11 protein-coding genes are annotated in these 15,104 nt (G+C 71.5%); all 11 read right to left on the bottom strand.

The window, feature by feature from the left end; translation table 11 throughout:
- Positions 1–29: 29 nt before the first annotated feature.
- The 11 genes from ACIF8S_RS05430 to ACIF8S_RS05380 all read right to left on the bottom strand — a co-directional run bounded on the left by ACIF8S_RS05430 (position 30) and on the right by ACIF8S_RS05380 (position 14,987).
- Positions 30–1,613, bottom strand: a complete 1,584-nt coding sequence (locus tag ACIF8S_RS05430; protein WP_399997463.1) for a CHAD domain-containing protein — start codon at positions 1,611–1,613, stop codon at positions 30–32.
- Positions 1,614–1,723: 110 nt separating this feature from the next.
- Complete coding sequence (rodA, locus tag ACIF8S_RS05425; protein WP_349792886.1) at positions 1,724–2,926, bottom strand: rod shape-determining protein RodA; 1,203 nt, start codon at positions 2,924–2,926, stop codon at positions 1,724–1,726.
- The gene (gene mrdA, locus ACIF8S_RS05420) at positions 2,923–5,253 is read right to left on the bottom strand and encodes a penicillin-binding protein 2 (RefSeq protein ID WP_399997462.1); all 2,331 of its coding nucleotides are present in this window, start codon (positions 5,251–5,253) and stop codon (positions 2,923–2,925) included. Before mrdA ends, rodA begins: the two co-directional genes overlap by 4 nt.
- Before the next feature lie 114 nt (positions 5,254–5,367).
- Positions 5,368–6,036 (bottom strand): rod shape-determining protein MreD, encoded by a 669-nt coding sequence (gene mreD, locus ACIF8S_RS05415; RefSeq protein WP_399997461.1) that lies wholly within the window; start codon positions 6,034–6,036, stop codon positions 5,368–5,370.
- A 13-nt stretch (positions 6,037–6,049) separates the two neighbouring features.
- Complete coding sequence (gene mreC, locus ACIF8S_RS05410; RefSeq protein ID WP_399997460.1) at positions 6,050–6,991, bottom strand: rod shape-determining protein MreC; 942 nt, start codon at positions 6,989–6,991, stop codon at positions 6,050–6,052.
- Positions 6,992–7,162: 171 nt separating this feature from the next.
- Positions 7,163–8,182, bottom strand: coding sequence for a rod shape-determining protein (locus ACIF8S_RS05405; RefSeq protein WP_024887540.1), 1,020 nt, complete (start codon positions 8,180–8,182; stop codon positions 7,163–7,165).
- A gap of 582 nt (positions 8,183–8,764) precedes the next feature.
- Entirely contained in the window at positions 8,765–9,178 is a 414-nt protein-coding gene (gene ndk / locus ACIF8S_RS05400; protein WP_349792881.1) for a nucleoside-diphosphate kinase, read from the bottom strand.
- Positions 9,179–9,243: 65 nt separating this feature from the next.
- The gene (locus ACIF8S_RS05395; protein ID WP_399997458.1) at positions 9,244–9,594 is read right to left on the bottom strand and encodes a DUF4233 domain-containing protein; all 351 of its coding nucleotides are present in this window, start codon (positions 9,592–9,594) and stop codon (positions 9,244–9,246) included.
- A gap of 6 nt (positions 9,595–9,600) precedes the next feature.
- A complete protein-coding gene (locus ACIF8S_RS05390) occupies positions 9,601–11,121 on the bottom strand; it encodes a bifunctional folylpolyglutamate synthase/dihydrofolate synthase (RefSeq protein WP_399997456.1) in 1,521 nt (506 codons plus the stop codon).
- Between the two features lie 54 nt (positions 11,122–11,175).
- Positions 11,176–12,216, bottom strand: coding sequence for an acyltransferase (locus tag ACIF8S_RS05385; protein ID WP_399997454.1), 1,041 nt, complete (start codon positions 12,214–12,216; stop codon positions 11,176–11,178).
- 146 nt (positions 12,217–12,362) lie between these two features.
- Positions 12,363–14,987 (bottom strand): valine--tRNA ligase, encoded by a 2,625-nt coding sequence (locus tag ACIF8S_RS05380; RefSeq protein ID WP_399997453.1) that lies wholly within the window; start codon positions 14,985–14,987, stop codon positions 12,363–12,365.
- Positions 14,988–15,104: the final 117 nt, after the last annotated feature.

Below are 15,104 nucleotides of genomic sequence, written 5' to 3'. Positions count from 1 at the left end.
CCCGCCCGGAGGGGTCCCCCGTACGGCGCTCAGAACGCGAACTCCCGGCTGATCGAGCTCCACGCCTCCGGGAGGGCGGCCTCTGCGGCCCGCGCGCGGTGTTCCTCGCGGGCGTGGAGCACGCCGTACGTGAAGTCGCTCTCCCCCGCCGCGTGGGCCACGGCGGCGAGCTCGCGCAGGGTGCGGCGGGCCATGACGCTGTCCTGGTGGTCGCCGAGCAGGCTCTGCAGCGCCTTCATGTCCCGGACCGCCTCCTCAGCGGGTGCGCCGAGCGCGGGGGCGGCGGCCTCGGCGGCGTACCGGGTGCGCTTGGTCTTCTTGCGCGCCTCGTGCAGCGCGGTGTCGCGCTCCGGGCCGGGCGGGAGTTCCTGGGCGCGGGTGACGAGTCCGGCGAGCTTGTCGAAGTCCTTGCGCACGGCCTTGGCGAGCACCTTGCGCGGCTTGGCCCCGGCCCTCTTCCGCAGGGGCGGGTCGGCGAGGAGGGCGTCCAGGGTGTCGAGGAGGGTGAGGTAGCGGCGGGAGTCGAGGATGGCGACGACCTCGTGGTGGGCTCCCTTGTGGCGGGCGGCGGACCAGGTGGCGAGGCGGTCGGAGACCGGGCCGGTGACCTGGTTCGCGGGCAGGGCGCCGAGGGCGTCGGTGAGGCGTTCGGCGAGGACCTCCTGGTCGCGGTCCAGGCCGAGCTCGGCGGCCAGCCACTTGAGGTCGTCGGCGAGCGGGTCGGTCGTCGCCCGGTCGAGGACGCCGCGGAAGGTGCGGAAGGTGCTGCGCAGGCGGCGGGTGGCGACCCGCATGCGATGCACGGAGTCGGGGACGTCCTGCCGTACGGCGGGGTCGAGCTCGACGAGGGCGTCGCGCTGGGCGCGGACGTAGGCGAGGACGTGGTCGCCGGCGGTGACGGGGGTGCCGTCCGGGCGGGGGCGGTGCTTGTGCCGGGGAGCGGCCCCGGGGGCGGTGGCGGGGGGTGTGCCGGCGGTGTCCGGGGTGGTGTCGGCGCTGCGGCCCTCACCGGCGTCGGGCGCGGTCTCGGCGAGGGCGCGGGCCAGTTTGGAGGCCGACGCGGAGGGCCGTACGCCCGCCTTGCGGAGCCGCTTCTCGACCTTGTCGAGGAAGGCGGGGTCACCGTCGTCGGCGAGCTCGACCTCGATCTCGGTCCACCGGGCGGTGCCGCCCGCGCCGGTGAGGCGTTCGGCGTGCACGGTGTCGACGCTCACCTCGGCGAGCATCCTGCCGTCGGCGTCGAGGAGGTGACGGACGTCGCGGTCGGAGCGCAGCCGGACCACGGGCAGCAGGTCCCGGTCGCGGACGCGGGAGCGGACCAGGGCGGCGAGTTCGTCCGGGAGGGTGTCCGAGAGCGGGGCTTGGATCTCGTCGCGCACCCCGGGGGCGACGGGGAACTTCAGGTGCCACCCGGCGTCGGAGCCTCCGGTGCGGCGGCGCAGGGTGACGGCGGACGCGGCCAGGCGTTCGTCGGCGGTGTCGTGGTAGGTGGCGTCGAGGTGGGTGACGCCCCGCTCCCGCACGGACGCGACACCGGGGACGCGGGTCAGGTCGGGCAGCCCGGTGTCGTCGGACTCGTACTTTCGCTCGATCTCGCGCTTGGTGTCCGCCATGTCCCGAATGTAGTCGCCGTGGGTGCGGAGCGGCAGTGGGCCGCTCCGCACCGGTGACGTGCGGGGCCGGGCGGGTCTGGTGGGCCGGGGTGGGCCCGGCGGGACCGGGGTCAGGCGGACATGGGCCGTTGCACCCGGAGCGACTGCAGCAGGCCCACCGCCAGCCAGACCGCGAACATCGAGGATCCGCCGTAGGAGACGAACGGCAGGGGCAGACCGGTGACCGGCATGATGCCCAGGGTCATGCCGATGTTCTCGAAGCTCTGGAACGCGAACCAGGCGACGATGCCGGCGGCGACGATGGTGCCGTACAGGTCGGTGGTGTCGCGGGCGATGCGGCAGGCGCGCCAGAGGATGATGCCGAGCAGGCCGATGATCAGTGCGCCGCCGACGAAGCCGAGTTCCTCGCCGGCGACGGTGAAGACGAAGTCGGTCTGCTGTTCGGGGACGAACTGGCCGGTGGTCTGGGAGCCGTGGAAGAGGCCGGAGCCGGACAGTCCGCCGGAGCCGATGGCGATGCGGGCCTGGTTGGTGTTGTAGCCGACGCCGGCCGGGTCGAGCTCGGGGTTGGCGAAGGCGGCGAAGCGGTTGATCTGGTACTCGTCGAGGATGCCGAGCTGCCAGACGGCGATCGCGCCGGCCGCGCCCGCGCCGAGCAGGCCGAAGATCCACCGGTTGGAGGCTCCGGAGGCGAGCAGCACGCCGAGCACGATGATGACCATGACCATGACCGACCCGAGGTCGGGCATGAGCATCACGATCAGCATGGGGACGACGGCGAGGCCGAGCGCCTGGAGCACCGTGCGGTGGTCGGGGTACGGCTTGTCCCCCGCGTCGACCCGGGCCGCGAGCAGCATGGCCATGCCCAGGATGATCGTGATCTTGACGAACTCCGAGGGCTGGAGGGAGAAGCCGCCGGGCAGCTTGATCCAGCTGTGCGCGCCGTTGATCGTGGAGCCCAACGGGGTGAGCACGAGCAGGATCAGGAACACCGAGGCGCCGTACAGCAGGGGCACGGCCGTGCGCAGGCCCCGGTGGCCGAGCCAGACGGCGCCGATCATCAGGGCCACGCCGATGCCGGTGTTCAGCCAGTGCCGGACCAGGAAGTAGTACGGGTCGCCCTGGTTGAGCTCGGTGCGGTTGCGGGTGGCCGAGTACACCAACAGCGAGCCCAGCAGGGACAGGGCGAGCGCCGAGAGCAGTATCGGCCAGTCCAGCCGGCGGGCCAGGGAGTCGCGGGCGAACACCCGCGTCCAGCCGGCCCGCTCGGGTCCGTACCCGGAGACCTGGAAGCTGTTGACGCCGCCGGTCATGACGTCGTCCTCTCCGGGTGGGCGGCGCGCGGCCGGGAGGCGCGGCCGCGTGGCCGGCCGCCGCCGCGGCCCGGTCCCGGGTTCCGGCGTCGTCCGCGGCGGGTGTCGCGGTTGGTGTTCTCGGGCGAGGGGGCCGTGCCGGTCTGCTGCGGGTCGGCCGGGTCGTCCTGCTGCGGGGTGCCGGCCTCGGCGTCGGGCGACGGCGTGGCCCGCTGGTCCTTGGCGAAGTCCTTGGAGACCTTCGGCGAGGTGATGGTGCCGTCCGTGCGGACCTTGGGCAGCGTCTTCTGCGGCGTGGGCAGCAGCGCCTTCTTGTTGTCGATCTCGCCGTCCTCGGAGACGCCGTAGAGGGCGTTGTAGATGTTGCGCACGGCGGGGCCCGAGGCGCCGGAGCCGGTACCGCCCTGGGAGATCGTCATTACGATCGAGTAGTCCTTGGTGTAGGTGGCGAACCAGGAGGTGGTCTGCTTGCCGTACACCTCGGCCGTACCGGTCTTGGCGTGCATCGGGATCTTGTCCTGTGGCCAGCCCCCGAACCGCCACGCGGCCGTACCGCGGGTGGCGACTCCCTCGAGGGCTTCGTCTATCTGCTTGAGCGTCTTCTTCGACGTCGGCAGCTTGCCGTGGGCCTGGGGCTCGATCTCCTTGACCGTCCGGCCGTCGGGGCTGATGACGGCCTTGCCGACAGTGGGGTTGTAGAGGGTGCCGCCGTTGGAGATGGCCGCGTAGATGGTGGCCATCTGGATGGGCGTGACCAGTGTGTCGCCCTGGCCGATGGAGTAGTTCACCGAGTCACCGGCGCGCAGCCGGTTGCCTTCGAGGCAGTTCTCGTAGGCGATCTGCTCGGCGTAGCTGCCGCCCTTCTTGCCGTACTTGCACCAGGCGTCCTTGTTGGCCTTCCAGTAGTCGGCCTTCCACTGGCGGTCGGGGACGCGGCCGGTGACCTCGTTGGGCAGGTCGATGCCGGTCTCCTCGCCGAGGCCGAACTGGTGGGCGGTCTTGTAGAACCAGTCGTGGGCGTTCTTCTTGGGCTTGTTGCCGCCGTCGCGCTTCCACTCCTCGTGGGAGAGGGCGTAGAAGACGGTGTCGCAGGAGACCTCGAGGGCCCGGCCGAGGCTGATCGGGCCGTGGTTCTGCGACTCGAAGTTCTTGAAGACCTGGCCGCCGATGGAGTAGGCGCTGGAGCAGTTGTAGGGGCCTTCGAAGGAGTAGCCGGCCTTGATGGCGGCGGCCGTCGGGATCACCTTGAAGATGGAGCCGGGTGCGGACAGGCCCTGGATGGCGCGGTTCAGCAGCGGGTAGTTGGACTTCTTGCCGGTGAGCTGGGCGTAGTCCTTGGCGGAGATGCCGCCGACCCAGGAGTTGGGGTCGTAGGTCGGGTTGGAGGCCATGGCGACGACGCGGCCGGTCTTGGCCTCCATGACGACGACGGCCCCGGAGTCGGCCTCGTAGTTGCGGCCGGTGTTGCGGTCGTGCTGCTTGCGGGCTTCCTTCATCGCCTCGTTGAGCTCGAACTCGGCGATGCGCTGCACACGGGAGTCGATGCTGGTGACGAGGTTGGCGCCGGGCTCGGCGGGGTCGGCCTGGGCCTGGCCGAGGACCCGGCCGAGCTTGTCGACCTCGTAGCGGGTGACGCCGGCCTTGCCGCGCAGCTGCTGGTCGTACTGCCGCTCCAGGCCGGAGCGTCCGACCATGTCGGAGCGCAGGTAGGGCGAGTCGGTGTCCTGGGCCTGCTGGATCTCGTCGTCGGTGACCGGCGAGAGGTAGCCGAGGACCTGGGCGGTGTTGGCCTTGCCGGGGCTCGGGTAGCGGCGCAGGGCCTGCGGCTCGGCGGTGATGCCGGGGAAGTCCTCGGCGCGCTCGCGGATCTGCAGGGCCTGCTTAGGGGTGGCCTCGTCGGTGATGGGGATGGGCTGGTAGGGCGAGCCGTTCCAGCAGGGCTGGGGGGTCTCGGCGTTGCACAGCCGGACCTTCGTCATGACGTCCTCGGGCTTCATGCCGAGGACGCCCGCGAGCTTGGTGAGGACCGCCTCGCCGTCGTCCTTCATCTTCATGAGGTCGGTGCGGGAGGCGGAGACGACGAGCCGCGTCTCGTTGTCCGCGAGGGCCACGCCGCGGGCGTCCAGGATCGAGCCGCGCACGGCGGGCTGGACGACCTGCTGGACGTGGTTGCCGGAGGCCTCCTTGGCGTACTGGTCGCCCTCGCGGATCTGGAGGTACCACAGGCGCCCGCCGAGGGTGCCGAGCAGGGAGATGACGAGGACCTGGATGACGACGAGCCGGACCTGGACGCGTGTGCTGCGGCCGGTCTCGGGGATGTTGGTCACGCTGCTTCCTCCCCTCTCAGAGCGCGTGCGTGCGGATGGTGACGAGTGGTGAACGACCGGCCGGTGGACGCGCGTTCCAGCCGCGTTCACCCGTACCGGTGAAGTTTCGGGAGGTCACAGGCGCTTGACCCCCTTGATGCGTCCGGCGCGGGCCGAGCGGGCGCGGGCCGCCTTGACCCGCAGTCCGTTGCGCTGGCCGCCGATGCGCAGTCCGGTGCCGCCGGAGAGCCAGCCCGAGGAGATGTCCCCGGACCTGGTGGAGTTCGTGTCGGCGAGCGGGTCGTTCTCGGCGCGCCGGGCCAGTGCCATCACGCCGGGCACCACGAACGGCGCGAGCAGCAGGTCGTACAGGGCGGCGGTGAACAGCAGTCCGCTCAGGCCGACGTGGCGGGCGGCGGTGTCGCCGACCAGGGCGCCGACCCCGGCGTAGAGCAGGGTGGAGCCGACGGCGGCGGCGACGACCACGAGCATCGGGCCGGCCGCCGTCTTCACCTGGCCGCTCTCGGGTTTGACGAGTCCGGCGAGGTAGCCGATGACGCACAGCACGAGCGCGTATCGGCCGACGGCGTGGTCGGCGGGCGGGGCGAGGTCGGCGAGGAGGCCGGCGGCGAAACCCACGAGGGCGCCGCCGACATGGCCGTAGACCAGGGCGAGACCGAGGACGACGAGCAGCAGCAGGTCGGGGACGGCACCGGGGAGGTGGAGGCGGGCGAGGACGCTCACCTGGACCACCAGGGCGACGACGATCAGCGAGCTGGAGAGCAGGATCCGGTTGACGCGCATGGGGTGACAGCTCCTACTGCTCTTGCTGGTTCAGGCCGTCGGCAGGGGCCGAGGGGGTGACGGTCACCGTCACGGTCGGCGTCGGGGTCGGCTTGGGCTTCTTCGGCAGCACCGTGTCGCGCGGGTCCTTCGCGGGCGCCTGGACGACGACGCCCACCACGTCGAGCTTGCTGAAGTTGACGAACGGCGTGACGTACAGGGTGCGGGTCAGGTCGCCGCCGGAGGGGTCGACGCGGGAGACCACGCCGACCGGGACGCCGGGCACGAACGGCTTGTCGGCCTGCGAGCCGAAGGTGACCAGCCGGTCGCCCTTCTTGATCTCGGCCTTGCTGTTGAGCAGTTCGACGCGCAGCGGGCGGTCGCCCTGGCCGGAGGCGAAGCCGAGTTCGTCGCCGGCCTCCATGCGGGTGCCGACGGTGAAGTCGGGGTCGCTGGCGAGCAGCACGGTGGCGGTGCCGGGGCCGACGGTGGTGACCCGGCCGACCAGGCCGTCGCCGTTGAGGACGGTCATGTCGCGCTTGATGCCGTCGTCGGCGCCCGCGTCGATGGTGATGGTCCAGGAGAAGCCCTGGGCCGCTCCTATGGCGATGACCTGGGCGCCCTTGATGCCGTACTGGCCCTTGCCGGCGACGCCGAGGAGCTTGTCGAGCTGCTTGAGGCGGCTGCGGCCGCGGTCCTCGCTGCCGAGTTCGGCCTTGAGCGCCGCGTTCTCCCGCTCCAGTTCGGCGAGCCGGTCGTGGCGGTCGCCGGACTCGCGGACGGCGGTGACCGCGTTGCCGATCGGGTCGACCGCGCTGGACACGCCGTTCTCGATCGGGCCGAAGACGGACGCCGCCGCCTGCCGGGCACCGTCGACCGGTGAGTCCTCCCCACCGCGGATGTCCACCGTGATCAGTGCGAACGCGGTGGCGATCAGCAGCACCAGGAGCAGCCGGCTCTCTTTCGTGTCCCTCACGTGCGGCGGCCGTGCCTTCCTCGTCGAGAACGGGTATGAGGTGGAGGTCTGTTCAGCTGTGGGGTGGTGTGGACCGGGGCCTTGGGGGCGTCACCACCGGCCCCGGACCTCGATACCAGCGCTCCGCCGCACGAGAGGGAACGTCTCGTACGGCGGAGTCGTGGCGGTGTGTCATCTGCGGGGCTGGGCGTCCAGCACCTGCTGGAGGGCCTCGAACTCCTCGACGCACTTGCCGGAGCCGAGCGCCACGCTGTCCAGGGGGTCCTCGGCGATGTGGATCGGCATGCCGGTCTCCCGGCGCAGCCGCTCGTCGAGGCCGCGCAGCAGTGCTCCGCCGCCGGTCAGCACGATGCCCCGGTCCATGATGTCGCCGGACAGCTCCGGCGGGCACTTGTCGAGGGTCGTCTTGACCGCGTCCACGATGGCGTTGACCGGTTCCTCGATCGCCTTGCGCACTTCGGCGGCGGAGATCACCACGGTCTTCGGCAGCCCCGAGACGAGGTCCCGGCCGCGGATTTCGGTGTGTTCGTCGGTGTCGAGGTCGTACGCCGAACCGATCGTGATCTTGATCTGCTCGGCCGAGCGCTCACCCAGCAGGAGGGAGTACTCCTTCTTGATGTGCTGGATGATGGCGTTGTCCAGTTCGTCGCCCGCGACCCGGATGGACTGGGCGGTGACGATGCCGCCGAGGGAGATGACCGCGACCTCCGTGGTGCCGCCGCCGATGTCCACCACCATGTTGCCGGTGGCCTCGTGGACCGGCAGTCCGGAGCCGATGGCGGCCGCCATGGGCTCCTCGATGATGTGCACCTGACGGGCGCCGGCCTGGGACGACGCCTCGATGACGGCGCGGCGCTCGACGCCCGTGATGCCCGAGGGCACGCAGACGACGACCCGCGGACGAGCCAGATACCGCCGCTTGTGGATCTTCAGGATGAAGTAGCGGAGCATCCGCTCGGTGATCTCGAAGTCGGCGATGACGCCGTCCTTCAGCGGGCGCACGGCGACGATGTTGCCGGGGGTGCGCCCGATCATCTTCTTCGCTTCGGCACCGACCGCGAGGATGCCACCGGTGTTGGTGTTGATCGCGACGACGGACGGCTCGTTGAGTACGATTCCGCGACCCCTGACGTACACCAGCGTGTTGGCGGTCCCGAGGTCGACAGCCATGTCACGGCCGATGAACGACATTGAGTTCCCCATCAGGATTCGTCTGGCCTTCCCACGAGCTTTTGAGGGCTTTTCAGGTCGGCGAGGTGGGTGCGGTGACGCGATGGCGTCCATGGTAGACGTGCCTTCGCGCACACTGTGCGAGGGTCTTCGCCATTGTCATCAGATGGCGGGTCGCCCTGCCTTTGGAGACGGCCCATCGGGGGCATCCGTTCCCCCGAACGCCGTGCATATGCCAAATGTGGCCCGGGGGCAAAGCCCCCAGACCCTACGACGTGCGACATAACCGTGGACCGTGGCCGCGATGTGATCGTTATGCGCGGATCCCTCGTCGTGAGACGGGCCGCGCACGGCATCACCCCGACGTGTCCGCCCGGGCGCGCCGGGTCACCGCGCCACGGCAGGCGTCCCGGATCACCCGGGCGGCGTCCCGTGGCCGATTGCCGCCCCGGCCGGCCGTCCTGGCATCGGCACGGCCGGCACCCCGCCTCGGCGGGGCCGACGTGCCGGTCGGCGTGGTCGAGGGCTTCGGCTCAGGGGCGGCCGGGACTTCGGCGCGGCGCGCGTCGGCAGCGCCGGCCGGGCGTGTCGGCCGGGGCTCGCTCAGGCGCGGCCGGGGAAGAAGATCTTGATCTCGCGCGCGGAGGACTCCTCCGAGTCGGACGCGTGGATCAGGTTCTCGCGGACGATCACGCCGTAGTCGCCGCGGATCGAGCCCGGGGCGGCGGCGATCGGGTCGGTGGGACCCGCCAGCTGGCGCAGCCCCTCGATGACCCGCTCACCCTCGACGATCATCGCCACGACCGGGCCGGACGCCATGAACTCCACCAGCGGCTCGTAGAAGGGCTTGCCCTTGTGCTCGCCGTAGTGCTGCTCCAGCGTGTCCTGGTCCAGGGTGCGCAGCTCCAGCGCGGTGATCTTCCAGCCGGCCTTGCGCTCGATGCGGCTGATGATCTCGCCGGTCAGGCCACGACGGACGGCGTCGGGCTTGAGGAGGACGAGGGTGCGCTGGGTCACGACGGGGCTCCTTGTGCGTCAGATGGTGCGGGTCACAGAGGTTACCGGGCGTGTCGGACCGTCCGTCACGCAGTGTCCGGCTGCTGCGCCTGTGCGGCGAAACGGGCCTTCGCCTCGTCCACCTTTCGCCCGAAGTGCACCGACGCCCACCACAGCAGCGCGAAGACCGCGCCCAGGAAGAACATCATCGGCACGAAGACCCCGGAGGCGACGAGGGCGATCTGCAGCGCCCAGCCCAGGGCCACCCCGCCCGGCCGGCCGACCATCCCGCACAGGACGACCGACAGGAGCATGGCGATGCCGCAGACCGTCCACACCGTGCCGGTGGACAGGTCGGGCTGCTTCATCGCCACGAGGCCGGCGAAGCCGATCACGAAGAACTCGCCGATCAGCGTCGACGAACAGAGCGTACGCACGGGATCTCAGCCCTTCCCCAGGAGCAGTCGGGCCTCGCCGACGGTGATGACGGAACCGGTGACGAGCACACCGCCGCCGGCGAACTCGCCCTCCTCCTCGGCCAGCGTGATCGCGGCCTCCAGGGCGTCCGGCAGCCGGGGCTCGACCTGCACGCGGTCCTCCCCGAACACCTCCACGGCGACGGCGGCCAGCTCGTCCGCGTCCATCGCGCGGTGGCTGGTGTTCTGGGTGACGACGACCTCGGCGAAGACCGGTTCGAAAGCCTCGAGGAGCCCGCGCACGTTCTTGTCGCCGCTCGCGCCGACCACGCCGATCAGGTTGCTGAACTGGAAGGCCTCGCCGATCGTGTCGGCCGCCGCCCGCGCGCCGGCCGGATTGTGGGCGGCGTCCAGCACGACGGTCGGCGACCTGCGCACGACCTCCATGCGGCCCGGCGAGGCGACGGAGGCGAACGCCTTGCGCACGGTGTCGATGTCGAGCGGCTGGGCCTGCTGGGAACCGATGCCGAAGAACGCCTCGACGGCCGCGAGGGCCACCGCCGCGTTGTGCGCCTGGTGCGCGCCGTGCAGCGGCAGGTACACCTCGGTGTACTCGCCGCCCAGCCCGCGCAGCGTCATCAGCTGGCCGCCGACGGCGACCTGCCGGTCCAGGACGCCGAACTCCAGGCCCTCGCGGGCCACGGTGGCGCCCACCTCGACGGCCTTCTTCAGCAGCACCTGCGCCGCGTCCACCGGCTGCTGCGCCATGATCACCGTCGCGTCCGGCTTGACGATGCCGGACTTCTCGGTGGCGATCTCGGCGGGCGTGGAGCCCAGCCGGTCGGTGTGGTCCAGGTCGATCGGCGTCACCACGGCGACGCCGGCGTCGATCACGTTCGTCGCGTCCCAGGCGCCGCCCATGCCGACCTCGACGACCGCCACGTCCACGGGCGCGTCGGCGAAAGCGGCGTACGCCATGCCGGTCAGCACCTCGAAGAAGGACAGCCGGTACTCCTGGGAGGCGTCGACCATCTCCACGTACGGCTTGATGTCCTGGTACGTCTCGATGAACCGCTCGGCGGAGACCGGTGCCCCGTCGAGGCTGATCCGCTCGGTGACGGACTGGACGTGCGGGGAGGTGTAGCGGCCGGTGCGCAGGTCGAAGGCGCCGAGCAGGGCCTCGATCATGCGGGCCGTGGACGTCTTGCCGTTGGTGCCGGTGATGTGGATCGAAGGGTACGCGCGCTGAGGTTCCCCGAGGACGTCCATCAGGGCGGCGATGCGGGCCACCGACGGCTCCAGCTTGGTCTCGCCCCAGCGGGTGGCGAGTTCCGACTCCACCTCACGCAGGGCCTTGTCGACCTCGGGGTCGGCGGGGCGCGCGGGGACGTCCGCCTGCGGCGGTCCGCCCTGGGTGCGCAGGGTACGGCTGCCGGCCTCGATCACCGCCAGGTCGGGGTCGCGGCGGGTCTCCTCCTCCACGAGCTCCGCGAACTCGTCGAAGGGGTCGTCCGGGTCAGGACCTGCTGAATCTGGGCGCTCGCTCACGCTCCCCAGTCTACGGAGCGGCGCGGGTGGTGCCCCGCACCCCCCGCTGCCGGTTCAGCCGAGCCAGGCGCGCCACCCCAGGCGCCCCCACAGGAGGCTCACGGCGAAGGACAGCGCGGCCGCCGCCACCGTGGTCCCGGCGAGCGCCACCGGGGCCCAGGGTCCGGCCGGCAGGTGCCCGGCGGCCGGCCCGGCCAGCAGCGTCACGAACACCAGGTGCACCAGGTACGTCCCGAACGACGCGTCCGACAGCCGCGCCACCAGGGGCCGCACCCGCTCCGGCACCCGCACCCCGGCCACCGTCCCCAGCACCGCGAAGGTCACCGCGGCCACCACGGCGCTGCCGTACGCGGCGGGGTGGCGCACTGTGAGCTGGTAGACGGCGAGGACGGCGAACGCCACCGCGGCGGCCGCCGCCCACAGCGCGCGCGGGCCGCGGCGCGGGGCGGCGAGCAGCGCGGCGCCGGCCACCGCGTACACCACCGAGGACAGCGGCACCGACCACGCCCAGTCGGGCGGCGCCCAGCCGGTGAGCGTCGTCACGTCCCCGAGGAGCGCCGGTGCGACGGCCAGTGCGGCCAGCAGCACCGCCGAACGGCGGGGCAGGGCACGCCCCCGCACGACCAGCACCACGACGCCGAGCAGCAGGAGCAGGGGGACGTAGGCGTACAGGTACCAGAGGTGGAAGGCCGCCTGGACGGACCCGAAGAGCGCCCGCACCGCCTCCTCACCGGCCTGGTCCCGGTTCCCGCCGGACACGTACGCTGCCAGCAGGTAGAGGGCCGTCCAGAGGGCCATCGGGCGCAGGATCCGGCCCAGCCGGGCGAGCAGCCGGGCCTCGTCCCGCACCGGCGCTCCGGACAGCGCGGCCCAGCCGGCCATCGCGAAGAACACGGGCACGGCGAACCGGCCCGCCGTGTCCCCGAGGATCCCGGTGGTGCGGTGCCCGGCGTCGATGAACTCGGCGGAGGCGTGCACCAGGACGACGGCGGCGGTGCACAGCACCCGCAGCAGGTCGATGTCGTACCGCCGCTCCCGGCCGGCGGCACGGTCCAGCGCTTGGGGTGCGGCGGCGGGGGACGTGGCTGAGGACATCGGCGGGGGCGCTCCTGGCGGCGTGGGCCTGTCGGCGGGCGGAGCCGACAGGTTCCCCCCGCCGGGTTACCGGACCGCCACCACGACGTGAACGGCCCCCGGCCGGGAGGTACCGGTCGGGGGCCGTACGGACTGCGGGCCGGGCGTCAGGCCTGGGGCAGCCGGTCGAGCTGGGTGCGGATGCGGACGATGTCGTCCTCCGCCTTGGCGAGCCGCGTGCGGATCTTGTCGACGACCTGGTCCGGGGCCTTGGCCAGGAACGCCTCGTTGCCGAGCTTGGCCGTCGCCTGGGCCTTCTCCTTCTCGGCGGCGGCGAGGTCCTTGGCGAGCCGCTTGCGCTCGGCGGCGACGTCGATCACGCCGGACAGGTCCAGCGCGACCTCGACACCGGCGACCGGCAGGGTCGCCGTGGCCGTGAAGGAGTCGCCCTCGGGCTGGAGGCGCAGCAGCTGGCGGATGGCCGCCTCGTGCGCGGCGAGGGCGGTGCCCTCCAGCGTCAGCCGGGCCGGGACCCGCTGGCCGGGCTGGAGGCCCTGGTCGGCGCGGAACCGGCGGACCTCGGTGATCACCGACTGGAGCGTCCCGATCTCCCGCTCGGCGGCCTCGTCGCGGAAGCCGCTGTCGGCCGGCCAGTCGGCGATGACGACGGACTCGCCGCCGGTCAGCGTCGTCCACAGGGTCTCGGTGACGAACGGGACGACCGGGTGCAGCAGCCGCAGCGTGACGTCGAGGACCTCGCCGAGGACGCGCTTGCTGACCTCGGCCGGCTCGCCGCCCGCCTGGAACGTCGTCTTGGACAGCTCGACGTACCAGTCGAAGACCTCGTCCCAGGCGAAGTGGAACAGCGCGTCCGACAGCTTGGCGAACTGGTAGTCGTCGTAGTACGCGTCGACCTCGGCGACGACGGAGTTCAGCCGGGACAGGATCCAGCGGTCGGTGGGCGACATCTTCGACGCGTCCGGCAGCGGGCCCTCGACCGTCGCGCCGTTCATCAGCGCGAAGCGCGTGGCGTTCCAGATCTTGTTGGCGAAGTTGCGCGAGCCCTGGACCCAGTCCTCGCCGATGGGCACGTCGACGCCCGGGTTGGCGCCGCGCGCCAGGGTGAAGCGGAGCGCGTCGGAGCCGTACTTGTCCATCCAGTCCAGCGGGTTGACCACGTTCCCGAAGGACTTGGACATCTTCTTGCCGTTCTGGTCACGGACCATGCCGTGCAGGGCGATGGTGTGGAACGGCGGGGTGCCGTCCATCGCGTAGAGGCCGAACATCATCATCCGGGCGACCCAGAAGAAGAGGATGTCGTAGCCGGTGAGCAGGACGGAGTTCGGGTAGAACTTCGCCAGCGACTCGGTCTGCTCGGGCCAGCCCAGCGTGGAGAACGGCCACAGGCCGGAGGAGAACCAGGTGTCGAGGACGTCGGAGTCCTGGCGCCAGCCCTCGCCGCTCGGCGGCTCCTCGTCCGGTCCGACGCAGACGACCTCGCCCTCGGGCCCGTACCAGACGGGGATGCGGTGGCCCCACCACAACTGCCGCGAGATGCACCAGTCGTGGAGGTTGTCGACCCAGTCGAAGTAGCGCTTCTCCATCTCCTGCGGGTGGATCTTGACGCGGCCGTCGCGGACCGCGTCACCCGCGGCCTTGGCGAGCGGGCCGACCTTGACCCACCACTGCATGGACAGCCGCGGCTCGATGGTGGTGCTGCACCGCGAGCAGTGGCCGACGGAGTGGACGTAGGGGCGCTTCTCGGCGACGATCCGGCCCTCGGCGCGCAGCGCGGCGACGATGGCGGAGCGGGCCTCGAGACGGTCCAGGCCCTGGAAGGGGCCGTGCGCGGTGATGACGGCGTGCTCGTCCATCACGGCGATGGACGGCAGGTCGTGGCGCTGGCCGATCTCGAAGTCGTTCGGGTCGTGGGCCGGGGTCACCTTGACGGCGCCGGTGCCGAACTCGGGGTCGACGTGCTCGTCGGCGACGACCGGGATGGAGCGGTCGGTCAGCGGCAGCCTGATCAGCTTGCCGACGAGGTGCTTGTAGCGCTCGTCCTCGGGGTGGACGGCGACGGCCGTGTCACCGAGCATCGTCTCCGCGCGGGTGGTGGCGACGACGATGGTCTCGTCGCCCTCGCCGTACTTCATGGAGACGAGCTCGCCGTCGTCGTCCTGGTAGTTGACCTCGATGTCGGAGATCGCGGTCAGGCAGCGCGGGCACCAGTTGATGATGCGCTCGGCGCGGTAGATCAGCTCGTCGTCGTAGAGCCGCTTGAAGATGGTCTGGACGGCCTGGGACAGGCCCTCGTCCATCGTGAAGCGCTCACGCGTCCAGGCGACGCCGTCGCCGAGGCGGCGCATCTGGCCGCTGATCTGGCCGCCGGACTCGCCCTTCCACTTCCAGACCCGCTCGACGAACGCCTCACGGCCCAGGTCGTGACGGGACTTGCCCTCCTTGCCGAGCTCCCGCTCCACCACGTTCTGCGTGGCGATGCCGGCGTGGTCCATGCCGGGCTGCCACAGCGTCTCGTACCCCTGCATGCGCTTGCGGCGGGTGAGGGCGTCGATCAGCGTGTGCTCGAAGGCGTGGCCCAGGTGCAGGCTGCCGGTGACGTTCGGCGGGGGGATGACGATGGTGTAGGGCGGCTTGTCGCTCTTCGCGTCCGCCTCGAAGTAACCCCGCTCCACCCAGCGCTCGTACAGCGGCCCCTCTACGTCGGCCGGCGCGTACTGGGTCGGCAGTTCGGTCGTGGGCGCTGGTGGCTGCTGCTGAGCGTTGTCGGTCACGGGCTCAGTTTAGAGCCGTCACGGGGGTGTCCCGAAACGCGTTTCCTTTGTAACGGTGCGACCCCCGCCCGTCTGGAGTCGTTGACTCTGAGCCAGGATGTCAGCAGCACGTAAGCG

This window comes from Streptomyces sp. NPDC085937 (genome assembly GCF_044540535.1).
Taxonomy (GTDB): domain Bacteria; phylum Actinomycetota; class Actinomycetes; order Streptomycetales; family Streptomycetaceae; genus Streptomyces.
The sequence above is the reverse complement of the archived record's forward strand: the minus strand, read 5'-3'. Positions and strand labels throughout refer to the sequence as shown.

Bases quoted from the DNA above. Each gene is read 5' to 3' on its own strand.
- mreD (WP_399997461.1), bottom strand. From the start codon at position 6,036: ATGCGCGTCAACCGGATCCTGCTCTCCAGCTCGCTGATCGTCGTCGCC.
- ACIF8S_RS05405 (WP_024887540.1), bottom strand. From the start codon at position 8,182: ATGTCGTTCATCGGCCGTGACATGGCTGTCGACCTCGGGACCGCCAAC.
- ACIF8S_RS05385 (WP_399997454.1), bottom strand. From the start codon at position 12,216: ATGTCCTCAGCCACGTCCCCCGCCGCCGCACCCCAAGCGCTGGACCGT.
- ACIF8S_RS05430 (WP_399997463.1), bottom strand. From the start codon at position 1,613: ATGGCGGACACCAAGCGCGAGATCGAGCGAAAGTACGAGTCCGACGAC.
- rodA (WP_349792886.1), bottom strand. From the start codon at position 2,926: ATGACCGGCGGCGTCAACAGCTTCCAGGTCTCCGGGTACGGACCCGAG.